This window comes from Enterococcus sp. AZ140 (genome assembly GCF_051714405.1).
In the GTDB taxonomy this organism is placed as follows: domain Bacteria; phylum Bacillota; class Bacilli; order Lactobacillales; family Enterococcaceae; genus Enterococcus_B; species Enterococcus_B pernyi.
Genome location: NZ_JBIORU010000001.1, coordinates 933,752 through 948,002 on the forward strand (window position 1 = coordinate 933,752; position 14,251 = coordinate 948,002).

Genomic DNA, 14,251 nt, shown 5'->3' on the forward strand with positions numbered 1-14,251 from the left:
AAAAATGAATGTGACAGGAGAAGAATGAGTTTTATGGAAACAAAAAAAGATGATTATCTTCAAAAAGGTAAAAATATTTTTATAGTAGGGTTATTGATCATGCTCATCAGTAGGGCAGTTGGTGCGTATAGTTTACTTCCTTCTACAATTGATAGTGTACTGTTTTCGATATTAGCAATATTTGGTTCAATTGTTTTATTAGCCGATTTTTTTACTAGAGTGTTGAAAAAAAATCGTTGGACATATGATATCTTGCTCCTTCTATTTATCGTTATCATGTGTATTTCTAGCTTGTTGAACATGAAATACGGTTTATTTGGTAATCTCAAATTTATTGTTTGGCAAGCATTGTATTTCTTTATTGTCTATGATAATGGAATCAGTCGCAACAGGAATAAGTCCGATCAATTATTATCGATCATAAGTGGAACGTTGATAGTGATTTGGACTAGTTTAGTAGTCGTTTCATTAGGTATGTTTTTGACTCAGTACAATTATTCGATCCAGTTAAGCAGAGTTAATCCCCTTAGAATAGGTATGTTGGAAGGTAGATTGTTTGGGGTATTTTCTGATCCAAACTATGGTTCGGTGATGTGTGTAGTAACAATTTTTCTTAGCCTGTATTATATCTTTAGTAAGAAATATTCAAACAAATGGTTATTGACAGGTGTGTATGTTTCAATCTTTTTAAATATCAGTTACATTATTTTATCAGGTTCTAGAAATGGCTTGATTACGTTATTAGTGACAACTTTTGTTTTTGTTTTCTTTTCGATGTATCAGTATCAATTAAAGAAAAAGAAGAACCTTCTTTTAAACATCTTACTTTCAATATTAAGTGGAGTAGCTGTCATGGCACTTGTTTTTGGGGTAGCTCAGTTGATCAAAATCGGTTGGTCATATTTTCCACAGTTTTTTGAGAAAAAACAAACTGGAACGACAGCAGGTAGAGTCAATTTAACAAGGCCCGATGTGGCACAAAGTACAGATGTATCTAATTTACGTTTTACTATTTGGAAAAGTGCAGTAGAGATTTTTCAATCAAGTTGGTTATTTGGGACTTCCCCTAAAAATATGATTGCTTACGCACAAGATGTTTTACCAAATACTTATATTGCACAACGTAATTTTTCTGTACACAATGCGTATTTGAATACTCTAGCATCTACCGGGATATTAGGTGGTCTAACATTCGTAGCTTTTATTGTTACCAAAGCAGCTCGTGTCATCGCCTTTTTGTTCAAACCAATCACTAATTTATTGAATACACGAATGATTTATTGTATTTGTGGTATTTTTGCATTAGCATTTTCTGGATTTTTCCACAATGAAATGATTCTTGTTAACATTTCTGGCGCATTCTTATTCTGGTTTTTACTTGGTGAAGTAATCGGAAAGCTAAAAGCAAGCGATGGAATGAATCGATAAGAATGTGAGGAAAAGTTATATGATAGCGTCGCTAAAAAATAAAATCACTAGAATAATTTTTGTAGTTAAAAGCCTATTTTTACGAATAGGAAGATATGCTGTTTTTTATTGTTGTTATCCATTTTTAGTTATGCAACCTTTAAAAAGAAATAAAATTGTTGTTTCTAGCTATTTTGGGAAAGGTTATGGAGATAATCCTAAATATATTTGTGAATATTTATTATCTCAAAAAGATGATTTAGATATTGTTTGGCTATGTAAACCAGAAGTTATTCAAAATCAAGCAGATCTATTTCCAGATACGATAAGGTTAGTGAAAAATAAATCAGTTCGTGCATTGATTGAAATGTTTACTGCTAAGATCTGGATCGACAATTGTCGAAAAAGTTTTTATCCACCTAAAAGAAAAGGACAGTTTTATCTACAGACTTGGCATGCTGGATTTGGGTTAAAACGAATCGAGAATAATGCGGCTGACAAATTAAAACCTCGATATGTAAAATTAGCAAAAAAAGATTCTCAAATGTGCGATCTATTGGTTTTTGAAAGCTCCGATCTATTTAAAGATATCGGTAAAATGTTCTGGTACGAGGGAGAAATTTTTAGAGAAGGTGTTCCTAGAAATGATGTGATCGTCAACAACGATCCCACTATCATCCGCAAAGTTTATGATTATTATCAGATTCCAGCAGACCAAAAAATTGTTTTATACGCACCGACTTTTAGAGCAGGAGAACTGATAAAAGTCAGTCCTGATTTTTTAGAGCAAGTTAGGAAAGCTTTCTCAAATAAATTTGGCATCAACTATAATATGCTTATCCGTCTTCATCCAAATGATACGGAGAATAAAAAACAGATTTTAGGAGAATTAGATAATTCTACTCTTATTGATGCATCTGACTATAATGATATGCAAGAATTGTTGTGCGCAATAGATGTATTGATTACAGATTATTCTTCCACTATCGGTGAAGCATTAGTATCTAACAAAAAATGTTTTATCTATGCGTATGACTATGACCAATATCTAGAAAATAGAGGTCTAGTAATGGATTTAGCAGACTTGCCATTTCCGTTGATTAGAAATCAAGAAACATTTGTTGAAAGTATTGAGAATTTTGATTTAGACGATTATCTAGCTAAAATGAAAGAATTTAAAGAGGTTTTAAATATTTCCGAATCTGGTCATGCAAGTAAAACATTAGGTGATCGTTTGTTGATAGAGATGTCTAAATAGTTATAAACAAGACAAAATTTGGGGTTGTTATAACCGTTAATTTAGGAACCTATGAACCTCTTAAAACTGAATAGATAGAGGTTCATAGGTGCTTTTTTACATTTGGTCAAAAAGGCGTGCCAGAAGTGGAAATAAACAGAATCTTTGTGGCATTGTCTCAAACTCAAATTTATTCTGAAAGGTCGTATAAGTAGTATGAGTAAATACAAAAAATTAGTCGGGAATTCTTTCATATTCGCAGTAGGTAATTTAGGGAGTAAACTAATATCATTCGTATTAGTTCCGCTATATACATATTATCTAACTACACAAGAATATGGGAAAGTTGACTTAGTTACAACTACTGTCAGCCTATTGATCCCAATTGTTTCAGGAGGAATATCTGTTGCTGTTTTAAGATTTGCATTGGACAAAGATGTAGATAAAAAATCAGTTGTAACAAATGCTACGATCATTGCAATAATTGGGATTGTGATTACAGCGTTATGTTACCCATTATTGGCAATGACTGGTGCTTTTGATCAAATACTTCTAGCATTTATGTTTTTGCTGGCATTTCAAGTATTTACACAAATCATTGCACAATTTGCTAGAGGTAATGGACAAGTTCGTATTTTCGCATTTAATGGTATGATCAAAACTTTAGCGATCGGATTATTAAATATCTACTTTCTTGTAGTTTTAAAAATGGGATTGAATGGGTATCTGATATCATTGATACTTGCAGAAATCATTTCATTTATTTATCTAGCATGTACAACACCATATTTCAAAGATTTTTCTGTTAAACTTATTAATAAATCTTTTATGAAAGAAATGCTTATTTTCTCGATTCCGACTATTCCAAATGATGTCTTGTGGTGGTTTGTCAATAGTGCAAGTCGATATTTTATTTTGTATTTTCTAGGAGTAAGTGCCAATGGTATCTATGCTGTCGCTAATAAAATACCTTCAGTGATTTCCATGATGCAATCTGTTTTCTCACAAGCATGGCAGATTTCTCTTGTTGATGAACGAGATTCAGAATCTCGTGGAGAATTTCACGCCAACATTTTTAAATATTACTCATTTTTGTTATTTTTTACAGCTTCATCGATCATGGTGATTTTAAAGTGGCTTTTAGGTAATTTAGTTCAAAGTTCATTTTTCATCAGTTGGCAAGTAACACCATTTTTATTGATTTCTGCTATTTATTCAGGGTTTATTGGTTTCTATGGTCAGTTTTACATTGCAGAAAAGAAAACAAAAGGCTTGATGAATACTTCATTGATTTCAGGCTTATTGAGTGTCATGCTTAATTTTCTTTTCATTTCTTCTTTTGGCCTGATAGGGGTTGGATTTGCTTCGATGATTAGCTTGTTTGTTGGTTGGATGATTCGAATTTATGATACAAGTAAATTTATCACTGTAAAAATAAATGTATGGAATATCATATTAAATCATGTAGTTTTGGCTGCTCAAGTTGCATTGATCTTTTTATTCGATGGTGTATTGTTGATTGGATTAGAATTAATTTGCTTAATTGCTTTATTATTTGTTAATATGGACATCGTAAAAGGTCTTTTAAAGACTGGCAAACGCATTGTGCATTCAAGAAAATAAAAATATCCAAAAATAGAGGAGTGAGTTCAAATGAATTCTATTTTAATAACTGGTGGAGCCGGCTTCATCGGTTCTACATTAGCCAATCATTTGAGTGAAAATAATAAAGTGGTCGTTATTGACGATCTATCTATGGGAAATAAAGAAAATCTTGATTCTACCAAAAACATTGTCTTCGTTGAGGGGGATGTAGCTGATGAAAAAATAATGGAAGAGCTATTGAACAATCACCAGTTTAACTATATCTTCCATTTAGCTGCTATAGCTAGTGTTGCTGATTCCGTTGAACGGCCGTTGGAAACTCATCGAGTGAATTTTGATAGTGTCTTGATGTTACTTGAGTTGATTCGTAAGTATCAGCCAAATTTAAAGCGTATTGTATTTAGCTCTTCTGCAGCTGTTTATGGAGATGAACCAACACTACCTAAAAAAGAAGAGTCAGTTATTCGACCGTTGACGCCTTATGCTATTGATAAATTTGCCGCTGAACAATATGTACTTGATTATTGCCATTTGTATGATGTGCCCGGAACTGCGGTACGTTTCTTCAACGTATACGGTCCAAATCAAAATCCAAATTCGCCATATAGTGGGGTGATCTCGATTTTAGTGGATCGCTATAAAAAGCAACTTGCTGGTGAAAAAGCGTCATTTACTTTATTCGGCGATGGCAGTCAATCAAGAGATTTTGTCTATGTTGAGGATGTCGTACAAGCTTTATTGCTTGTTTCGAAAGAAGAAAAAGCATTAGGACAACAATTCAATGTTGGAACGGGAAATAGTACAACTTTACTTGAATTGATCCAGACGATCAATCAGATTCTTGAAGTTGAATTACTGTTGGATTACCAAGAGGAGAGAGCTGGAGATATCCATGACTCTTTAGCTGATATAACTAAGGTTTCAGCACTAGGTTATCAACCTAAACACAGCATACTTGATGGCATGAGAAAATATTTAGCAACAGAAATAAATACGACAAAATCATAAAGTTTCTATATCCAAGTAACAACTGAGAAAACCTTGTATCAAGCCAAATTGCTTATACAAGGTTTTCTCCATTCTTATTCAATTATCTCAGATGACAGGTCAACACATTCCTTATTCATCATTTCCCATCAATTTATAAATCTGATCTCTAAGATCGGTGGCAGTTGTTTTATATTTTTTATCGGCTTGGATATTACTTTCTAGTACAACTGCATTAGAGGTATCTTTTTTCATTGCTAATACCGCATGGAAACGATTGATGTTTCCTTGAGCAAATATGGTATCTCTTCCACTGTAGACCCCACCATTATATGGACGTCCACTCAAATTCTTTCCCCAAAGAGAAAAAAGTAAATCTTTTGGAATCAATTGCCCTTTTAATACTTTTGTAAAAAATTCATTCAAGTCATAGACGGACATACTGATATTTCCAGTTCCTAATTCATTACGTATATCTGTTTCAGATTCAGTCAAAGCTTGATGATAATCATCGTCTGGACTCATTTGATAAGAGACTGCATGTTCTGAAGTGTTTTTGACTTGGTCATAGAAGGTCGTCTGTTTTAATTGTAAAGGAGTGATGATTTGGTCATACACCAACTTTTCGTATGGCTGATGAGTCAACTTCATTAAAATACCTGTTAGTAACGTGAAATTCACTGGTTCATATTTGTAACTTTGATCATTGGTATATTCGAGATGGTCTAGGGCAAACTGGATCACCTCTTGGTCATTCATCGGTACGGTCGGAGAAGCTGTTTTTTTCAATCCTGATCGCATATATAATAAATCTTTGATCGTGATTTTATTGCTACCGTTGATTTGGGGATAAAATTTAGCCAGTTTTGTATCTAGAGAAAGTTTCCCTATATTAACTTGTTTTAGAATCAGTAGTGCAGTCATTGCTTTTTGGATCGAGCCAATTTGATAATACAAAGATGGAGTATTTGGTTGCTGTGCTTCTTCGTTAGCGTATCCGTAGCCCTTTTCAAGGATCACTCGATTGTTTTTACGAATATAGACAGATCCGACATAATCATTTTTTTGTAACAATTGGTCGATTTGATCGGCAAGGACCTGTTCATCTTTGGTTAAATCTAGGGAATCGTTTGCCACTTGAATCGAGGCGGATACTCTTGACTGGGCCATTTCATAGGTAGCCCAAGTGATAATCCCAATAGTGACGACTAAAATGAATAAGCAGATTTTTTGAGAAAAAGAAAAATGGGAAGCTTGTTTTCTTCTTAAATGTTTCCTTGTGTTCATGTACATCAATCCTTCCTGTCAAAGAGCTTAGTGATTTAAATAAGCAGATTATTGTTATTTAGTAAATAAGAATCATTTTATTTTCTATTTTAAGCCGAAGATAATCGATTTACTACTTACAATTTTGACATAAGAATTGTTAAAAATAATTCACCTCCGCCTGAATTTCATGTATAATGAATAAAGTTATGAAGTTGATAGTAAGGAGGAGTTGTTTTGTCAGAAAACAAACAACATCCAGTTGAGAAGAGACGACGACAAAAGAATGCAACTGATTCGACAGATGTAGTCAGTAAGCGAAAAGACCTACGTAAAAAAGAAGATAAAATCGTAGGGAAAATTATTTTAGTGATTGCGCTTACGTTGCTAATTATTGGATGTGTATTTGGTTTTACGGTCTATCGCTATATCGATAGTGGCTTAAAACCTTTAGACCCAGAGAATGAACAATTGGTTTCGATCGAAATCCCTAGTGGTTCTTCAAATAAACAAATCGGAGAGATTTTAGAACAAGACCATATCATCAAGAGCGGTATCGTATTTAATTATTATACAAAATTTAAAAATATGACTGGCTTTCAGGCTGGCTTCTACCAATTAGCCCCTAACATGACGTTAGATGAAATCGGTAAAGAGCTCCAAGAAGGTGGAACCTCAGAACCTACAGAAGTGGCAGATGGGAAGATCACGATACCAGAGGGATTTGATGCAGAGCAGATTGCAGAACGAGTAGCAAAAATCACTGGGAAAGATAAGCAGGAATTTTTAGATCTACTAAAAAACGAAGACTTTTTCACGGAGTTGACTCAAAAATATCCTGATTTATTAGAAAGTGCAGCTAAGGCAGAAAACACCAAGTATCGCTTAGAAGGTTACTTATTCCCAGCGACTTATGATTACTATAAAGATATGTCACTCAAAGATCTGATCATTCAGATGGTCGATAAAACGAATACCGTGTTACAACCATACTTCTCAACGATCAAGCAGCAAAATCATACGGTTCAAGAAATCATGACACTTGCTTCATTGATTGAAAAAGAAGGGGTATCTGAATCAGATCGTAAAAATATTGCCAGAGTTTTCTATAATCGGATTGACATAGGGATGCCATTACAATCAGATATTTCTATTTTATATGCGTTAGGCGAACACAAAGAATTTGTCTCTTATGAAGATACGGCAGTCGATTCACCATACAATCTTTATACAAATAAGGGATATGGTCCAGGACCGTTCAATAGTCCAAGTGAAGCAGCTATCCAAGCTGTTGTTGAACCAGCAGAGAATGATTATTATTATTTTGTCGCAGATATCTCTACAGGTGAGGTTTATTTTGCAAAAACATATGAAGAGCATATGGAATTAGTACAAAAATATGTAAATAATTAAAATTGAGCGTTATCTGTAACTTTATTTATTTTTAGAAAAACATTTACATTTTAGAAAAAGCATGGTAATCTTTTTTGGACTGTAGTCCGTAAAAGATTACCTTTTACGGTATTCCATAGAAAAAGGAGAAGAGTTATACATGGTAGAAAAAGTATATCCTATGACGCTTGAAGGAAAAGCGAAATTAGAGCAAGAATTAGAAGAATTAAAAACAGTTAAACGGGGAGAAATCATTGAACGAATCAAAATCGCCCGTGGCTTTGGTGATTTATCTGAGAACTCAGAATATGAAGCAGCTAAAGATGAACAAGCTTTCGTAGAAGGACGTATCACGACAATCGAGAATATGATTCGTTTTGCACAGATCATTGACAATGATGGCGTTGATTCGGATGAAGTATCTATTGGTAAAACAGTGACGTTCATTGAGTTACCAGATGGTGAAGAAGAAGAGTACACGATCGTAGGAAGTGCTGAGGCAGATCCTTTCTCAGGAAAGATCTCAAATGATTCACCGATTGCACAAGCTTTGATCGGCAAATATAAAAATGATGAAGTAACGATTTCAACACCTGGTGGCGATATGCAAGTAAAAATCGTCAAGGTCGCGCAAGCATAAGTTGAAATTTAGACACAGATAATCAATTATTGGTTTGTCTATACAAAAAGGTCTGGGACCATGACACAAAGTCCCAGGCCTTTTGCTGTAGAAAGCGATAGTTACATCTAAAGTCCTATAGCATCTCGAAACAAAAATAGGTATGATAAAAAAGAGAATGAAAAGGAAAGGAGAATAGCGATGAATAGCTCTTGGCGCTTTTTTATAGTAGTAGAAGCCTTACTATTGATCTTTGCAGTTTGGCAAATCGTAAATAATGTTGAATTATTACTATTAGTTTTATTTGGTATTTTTAATATCTATCTTGCATTGCGAAAATCACCGAGATCGGGATTTCAGAATTTTCAATTTGTACTAGGTGGACTAGTTATTTTCTTCAGTTTGATCAATAGTCCTGCGCTATGGGTAATGGCAGTCTTTGCTGTCTTGTTCATTGGTCTTAAAGGTGTAGAGATTTCTGGGATCGATCTAACAAAAAATGCTTTTTGGCGAAAAAAACAAATCATTATGGTTCAAACAGAGCAAGTGAAGTCCCACAACAATGAACGAAAAAAACAACAATTATTCGGTAACCAGCGAATTGGTAATGATGTGTATGAATGGGACGATATCAATATCGCACTTCTTTCAGGAGATACGATCATTGATTTAGGAAACACCTTGTTACCTAAAGATGATAATATCGTTATCGTCAGAAAAGGTATTGGTAGAACACGGATCTTAGTTCCTTTAGGGATTGCAATCAGTCTCGAGCACGCAACGTTAGTAGGAAATGTACAATTTGAAGAAGAACAATTCGCATTGAAAAACGAGTCGATTAAAATCTATAGTAACGATTACGATGAAAATCCGCGTCGTTTAAAAATCATTACGAACACATTACTTGGGGATATTGAGGTGATTCGAGCATGATAGAGAAACTTTCTCGACCGATGCTAGCTATCTATGCTTCGATCGCCTCATTTATCGTCATTTTATTTTCTTTTTTTACTTATTTTTACGCAAGCAACCAAACTCAATTTTGGCGTACTTTATTAAGTGCCAGAATTTTATATGTGCCATTGATCTTTCACTTACTCGCGATTTCGTCAGGTGTCGGCCTGATTGTTTTTTTGATTGTCTCTCTTTTACAAAAAGCACGTTATGGGAAAATCGAAGAACAATTACGAGCAATTTCTTCCGGCAATTATGAAGCAAAAGTTTTAAATGATTCCTTACCAAGCGCTTCTGACGATATATACGTGAAAGAAATTGAAAAAGAAATAACCAAAATCAAAGAAAAAATGGTTGAAGTCTCAAGTGAACTTCAAATATTGACGAGTCGACCTCAATATGTCGATGGACAAACAAAAGAAGAAATCTTAGAATTAGAAAGACATCGTTTAGCGCGTGAGCTACATGATTCAGTTTCCCAGCAATTATTTGCAGCGATGATGATGATGTCTGCTCTGACGGAACAAGCAGAAAAAAGTGATACGCCTGAAATGTTTCGTAAACAACTAAGGATGGTAGCAGATATCATCAATGCTTCACAATCTGAAATGCGTGCGTTGCTACTACATTTGCGACCAGTCAACCTTGAAGAAAAAAGTTTGAAGCAAGGGATTGAGCAATTATTAAAAGAATTAAAAAACAAGATACAAATTGCATTGAAATGGGATATTGAAGATATCACTTTGTCTGATTCGATTGAAGATCATCTCTTTCGGATCGTTCAAGAACTACTTTCAAATACGTTGCGCCATGCAAAAGCAAATGAATTAGAAGTGTATTTGCATAAAATCGATAATAATCTTTTATTACGAGTAATCGATGACGGTACTGGCTTCAATATAAATGAAACAAAAACCGGTAGCTATGGACTAAACAATATTAGAGAACGTGTAGCAGGTATTGGTGGGACAGTAAAAATCATTAGTTTCAAAGGACAAGGGACAAGTGTAGAAATTAAAGTTCCTTTAATAAAGGAGGCGGAAAAATGATAAAAGTATTACTAGTCGATGATCATGAAATGGTACGTTTAGGGGTTTCTTCCTATTTGTCGATCCAAGAAGATATCGAAGTAATCGGAGAAGCAGAAGATGGACGAAAAGGCTACGAAAAAGCCATGGAACTTCGTCCGGACGTGATTCTCATGGATTTAGTCATGGAAGAAATGGACGGGATCGAATCTACAAAAGCAATCCTCAAAGATTGGCCAGAAGCAAAAATCATTATTGTCACGAGTTTTATTGATGATGAGAAAGTATATCCGGCTATTGAAGCTGGCGCAACAGGCTACTTACTTAAAACATCGACAGCCCATGAAATCGCCGATGCGATCCGCGCGACTCAAAGAGGTGAACGTGTGCTTGAACCTGAAGTAACCACGAAAATGATGGAAAAGATGAGTCGGCGTAATGAGCCAATCTTGCACGATGATTTAACGAATCGTGAAAATGAGATTCTTATGTTGATCTCTGAAGGAAAGAGCAATCAAGAAATCGCAGACGAATTGTTTATTACTTTGAAAACAGTCAAAACACATGTTTCTAATATTTTAGCAAAATTAGAAGTGGAAGATCGTACGCAAGCTGCCATATACGCATTTAAACATGGGTTGGTAAAGTAAAAGAAAAAAATGAATGATTGTATAACTATATTGGGATACGGTTAACTATATTACAGATTATTTTTATCAAATATTAATCCTCTTATTGACAAAAAACAATTTTACCTGTAGGGTTTAATTATAAAAACTTGTTAGGTGAGGCTCCTAAAAGAACACAGGCTACTGCCCTCAAACGTCGAGAGACGCCACAGGGTATAACAGGCAACGTCGGCTTAAGGCGTGCTTAACGTAGCTATCTGGATTATATTTCCAGAATTACGTCTTTTAGTGCTAAAGCTCAGACGAGAAGTTCGTTCAGGTAAACACTGGTACCATTTTGATGGGATCTTATGAGACGGCTTCTTTTAGAGGCCGTCTTTTTTATGTACTTTCTGTTTTTCTAAACGAATCCATCCAACAAGTTTATATCGAAAAAACGATGTAACAAAGGAGAATACGAGATGAGAACATTAAATGATACAAATAACCTAGAAACACAATTGAAGATTCTTAATTATCTTGAGCAAAAAAAGCTTGAAGAATTGAAGAACTATTTAGCGACGATCGAGAAAGTGGAATTGATCCAACTATTTGTTACGTTACCTTTAGATAAGCAAGTACTGGTCTTTCGATTATTATCAAAAGACAAAGCCCTCGAAATCTTTGAAACATTTGAACCGTCTGTCCAACAAGATTTGCTTCGTTCGTTTACGGATGATGGAGTGATTGAATTTGTGAATGAGATGGCTCCAGATGATCGGGTAAGGTTGTTTTACGAACTACCAGCAAGTGTGACTAAAAAACTATTGGCAGAGCTTTCTGAAGAAGAGCGAGCAACAACGAATCGATTGATGGGCTATGAACATGAGACAGCTGGACGGATCATGACGACTGAATTTATTTCAATTAAAAAAGAAATGACTGTTGAAGAAGCACTGCATAAAATCAGAAGATTAGCGAAAGAAATGGAAACAATCTATATTTTGTATGTGACAGATATGGCGAAAAAAATTGAAGGAGTACTATCCTTAAAGGATCTAGTCATTGCAGAAAGTGATCAACGGATTGAAGAAATCATGATCAAGCACGTCGCTTATGTAACCACAGATACAGACCAGGAAGAAACTGCACGATTGTTACAAGAGTTAGATTTGATCGCTATTCCCGTCGTAGATAAAGAAACACGACTAGTCGGTATTGTGACAGTGGATGACGCCATCGATGTCTTAGAGCAAGAAACGACCGAGGATATGTTCAACGCTGCTGGTTTAGCAGACGTCGCCTCTGTAGAAGCTGATCGTAGTACAGTACTGATTAACGGGAATCTTTGGCAAATATGGAAAGTCCGGTTGCCTTTCTTAGCCATCACATTGGTTGCAGGGATGTTAGCTGGTCTAGTAATCGATGAGTTTGAACAAACGTTAGAATCTGTGGCTGCTGTTGCTATTTTTATTCCGTTGATCATGGATATGGGTGGAAATGTAGGGACGCAATCATCGACTGTTTTTGTTCGCGGATTATCTTTAGGACACATTGATCTCAACACATTTTTCAAGCATTTTTTGAAGGAAACAGGGATTGGTCTAAGTTTAGGGATTGTTGTAGGGATCGTATCTGGAATAGTCGCTTCTGTGTGGCAAGGCATACCATTGTTAGGTGTAGCTGTGGGGATCTCTCTGGTCTTTGCAATGACCTTAGCTGCCGCCCTTGGTTTTTTGATTCCTTTTATCTTATTGAAATTGAATATTGATCAAGCTGCTGGATCTGCACCGATCATTACATCGATCAAAGACATTGCTGGGTTGTTTATTTACTTTATTTCAGTTAACGTATTCTTAGGCTACCTATTGTAGGAATAATTAGTAATATAGCCATACCTTTTTAGTAGAAACATCAAGAAATATTCTATGATCTACCATAGTAGGCCTTCTTTTGATCCTCCATTAAAATGAGTCTTTTCCGTAAAGAAAAGCAGGGTTGCTTTTGTTTTTACAGTGGCTTTGCTATACTTGAAATGGAATGGAAAAAGGAGGAGAAAAGTGAAACAGAATTTTGCAATCGTAGGACTTGGACGTTTTGGTGGCAGTATCTGTCGTACGTTAGTCGAAGCTGGTCAAGAAGTTTTAGCTATTGATAGCAGTGAAGACCGAGTGAATGAATATATGAATATCGCAACACATGCAGTGGTTGCGAATGCACAAGATGAAATGACTTTACGATCTTTAGGAATCAGAAATTTTGATCATGTGATCGTAGCAATTGGAGAAGATATCCAAGCAAGTATTTTAGTGACCCTGATGGTCAAAGAAATGGGCGTACCGAATATCTTAGCCAAAGCACAAAATGAGTATCATGCTCGTGTTCTTGAAAAGATCGGTGCAGATCGCGTTGTTCATCCTGAGAGAGATATGGGGATACGAATCGCACATAATCTTGTTTCTAAAAATATTTTGGATTATTTAGAGCTGTCAGACAAATTCTCGCTCGCTGAGATTCGGGTATCTAATCCCAAGTTCTTTAATAAAACATTAGCAGAACTAAATTTCAGACAGCGATTTGATTTGACTGTGGTAGCCATCCGACGCTTCGATCGTTCTGTCGTAGTGTCACCAGCCGCAGACGAATATGTACGTGAAAATGATAATTTACTTGTTATCGGAGAAACAGAAGATGTAGATATACTTGATGATAAAATGAATCAATAAAAAGGGGCTCATCACATGCAATTAACAATAACGGACAAAGCAAAAGAATGGTTTCAAGCAGAGGTAGATTTACCTGAAAATTATGGTATCCGTTTTTTTGGGAAAGTATATGGCAAAACAGAAGTACATGAGGGATTTTCAATCGGTATGTCTGTGGAGTTACCGGAACGTCCGATGAAACAAGAAACGATCGATGGTCTATTATTCTTTATTGATGAAGCCGATGATTGGTTCTTCAAAGGCTATGATCTGGTTGTAGATTATGATCCTCAATTAGATGAACCAACATATCATTTCCAAGAAACAGCAGATGTATAAGGTGAGAGATAGTCTTTTATCTTTAGGAAAAAAGCCTGATGAACGAAAAGTAAGTTTTACTTACTTTCGGATTGTTAGGCTTTTTTTTAGACAGTCAAACGCTG

General features: G+C 35.2%; 13 protein-coding genes and 1 riboswitch. Of the genes, 12 read left to right on the forward strand and 1 reads right to left on the reverse strand.

The genetic code is table 11. The annotated features are described in order from the left end of the window. Positions 1 to 33: 33 nt before the first annotated feature. The 4 genes from IGJ39_RS04425 (at position 34) to IGJ39_RS04440 (ending at position 5,257) form a co-directional block, all read left to right on the forward strand. Entirely contained in the window at positions 34 to 1,428 is a 1,395-nt protein-coding gene (locus IGJ39_RS04425; protein WP_229048815.1) for an O-antigen ligase family protein, read from the forward strand. A gap of 19 nt (positions 1,429 to 1,447) precedes the next feature. After that, entirely contained in the window at positions 1,448 to 2,665 is a 1,218-nt protein-coding gene (locus IGJ39_RS04430; protein WP_195339107.1) for a CDP-glycerol glycerophosphotransferase family protein, read from the forward strand. 195 nt (positions 2,666 to 2,860) lie between these two features. Continuing rightward, positions 2,861 to 4,267, forward strand: coding sequence for a lipopolysaccharide biosynthesis protein (locus tag IGJ39_RS04435; RefSeq protein ID WP_195339106.1), 1,407 nt, complete (start codon positions 2,861 to 2,863; stop codon positions 4,265 to 4,267). 30 nt (positions 4,268 to 4,297) lie between these two features. After that, on the forward strand, positions 4,298 to 5,257 hold the full coding sequence (locus IGJ39_RS04440) for an NAD-dependent epimerase/dehydratase family protein (RefSeq protein WP_195339105.1): 960 nt from the start codon (positions 4,298 to 4,300) through the stop codon (positions 5,255 to 5,257). A gap of 111 nt (positions 5,258 to 5,368) precedes the next feature. Here IGJ39_RS04440 and IGJ39_RS04445 read toward each other — a convergent pair whose 3' ends face one another. Then, on the reverse strand, positions 5,369 to 6,523 hold the full coding sequence (locus IGJ39_RS04445; protein ID WP_195339104.1) for a serine hydrolase domain-containing protein: 1,155 nt from the start codon (positions 6,521 to 6,523) through the stop codon (positions 5,369 to 5,371). A gap of 216 nt (positions 6,524 to 6,739) precedes the next feature. Here IGJ39_RS04445 and mltG point away from each other — a divergent pair, with 216 nt between their 5' ends. From mltG to IGJ39_RS04485, 8 genes are all read left to right on the forward strand, one after another. After that, entirely contained in the window at positions 6,740 to 7,915 is a 1,176-nt protein-coding gene (gene mltG / locus IGJ39_RS04450) for an endolytic transglycosylase MltG (protein ID WP_195339103.1), read from the forward strand. Between the two features lie 139 nt (positions 7,916 to 8,054). Continuing rightward, the gene (gene greA, locus IGJ39_RS04455; protein WP_010735922.1) at positions 8,055 to 8,534 is read left to right on the forward strand and encodes a transcription elongation factor GreA; all 480 of its coding nucleotides are present in this window, start codon (positions 8,055 to 8,057) and stop codon (positions 8,532 to 8,534) included. Positions 8,535 to 8,714: 180 nt separating this feature from the next. Next, complete coding sequence (gene liaF / locus IGJ39_RS04460; RefSeq protein WP_019723159.1) at positions 8,715 to 9,446, forward strand: cell wall-active antibiotics response protein LiaF; 732 nt, start codon at positions 8,715 to 8,717, stop codon at positions 9,444 to 9,446. Continuing rightward, a complete protein-coding gene (gene liaS, locus IGJ39_RS04465; protein ID WP_195339102.1) occupies positions 9,443 to 10,516 on the forward strand; it encodes a two-component system sensor histidine kinase LiaS in 1,074 nt (357 codons plus the stop codon). The genes liaF and liaS overlap by 4 nt, the downstream gene beginning before the upstream one ends. Then, complete coding sequence (locus IGJ39_RS04470; RefSeq protein WP_019723157.1) at positions 10,513 to 11,145, forward strand: response regulator transcription factor; 633 nt, start codon at positions 10,513 to 10,515, stop codon at positions 11,143 to 11,145. Before liaS ends, IGJ39_RS04470 begins: the two co-directional genes overlap by 4 nt. A 120-nt stretch (positions 11,146 to 11,265) precedes the next feature. Continuing rightward, positions 11,266 to 11,441: riboswitch (M-box (ykoK) riboswitch) on the forward strand. Between the two features lie 144 nt (positions 11,442 to 11,585). Then, on the forward strand, positions 11,586 to 12,977 hold the full coding sequence (gene mgtE, locus IGJ39_RS04475) for a magnesium transporter (protein WP_104775524.1): 1,392 nt from the start codon (positions 11,586 to 11,588) through the stop codon (positions 12,975 to 12,977). A gap of 186 nt (positions 12,978 to 13,163) precedes the next feature. Further along, entirely contained in the window at positions 13,164 to 13,829 is a 666-nt protein-coding gene (locus IGJ39_RS04480) for a potassium channel family protein (RefSeq protein WP_010735916.1), read from the forward strand. A 15-nt stretch (positions 13,830 to 13,844) separates the two neighbouring features. Continuing rightward, on the forward strand, positions 13,845 to 14,147 hold the full coding sequence (locus tag IGJ39_RS04485; protein ID WP_108146297.1) for a HesB/YadR/YfhF family protein: 303 nt from the start codon (positions 13,845 to 13,847) through the stop codon (positions 14,145 to 14,147). Positions 14,148 to 14,251 lie beyond the last annotated feature (104 nt).

Coding starts and splice junctions, on each gene's coding strand:
- IGJ39_RS04445 (WP_195339104.1), bottom strand. CDS start 6,523: ATGAACACAAGGAAACATTTAAGAAGAAAACAAGCTTCCCATTTTTCT.
- IGJ39_RS04430 (WP_195339107.1), top strand. CDS start 1,448: ATGATAGCGTCGCTAAAAAATAAAATCACTAGAATAATTTTTGTAGTT.
- IGJ39_RS04440 (WP_195339105.1), top strand. CDS start 4,298: ATGAATTCTATTTTAATAACTGGTGGAGCCGGCTTCATCGGTTCTACA.
- greA (WP_010735922.1), top strand. CDS start 8,055: ATGGTAGAAAAAGTATATCCTATGACGCTTGAAGGAAAAGCGAAATTA.
- IGJ39_RS04485 (WP_108146297.1), top strand. CDS start 13,845: ATGCAATTAACAATAACGGACAAAGCAAAAGAATGGTTTCAAGCAGAG.
- mgtE (WP_104775524.1), top strand. CDS start 11,586: ATGAGAACATTAAATGATACAAATAACCTAGAAACACAATTGAAGATT.
- IGJ39_RS04435 (WP_195339106.1), top strand. CDS start 2,861: ATGAGTAAATACAAAAAATTAGTCGGGAATTCTTTCATATTCGCAGTA.
- IGJ39_RS04425 (WP_229048815.1), top strand. CDS start 34: ATGGAAACAAAAAAAGATGATTATCTTCAAAAAGGTAAAAATATTTTT.
- liaS (WP_195339102.1), top strand. CDS start 9,443: ATGATAGAGAAACTTTCTCGACCGATGCTAGCTATCTATGCTTCGATC.
- liaF (WP_019723159.1), top strand. CDS start 8,715: ATGAATAGCTCTTGGCGCTTTTTTATAGTAGTAGAAGCCTTACTATTG.
- IGJ39_RS04470 (WP_019723157.1), top strand. CDS start 10,513: ATGATAAAAGTATTACTAGTCGATGATCATGAAATGGTACGTTTAGGG.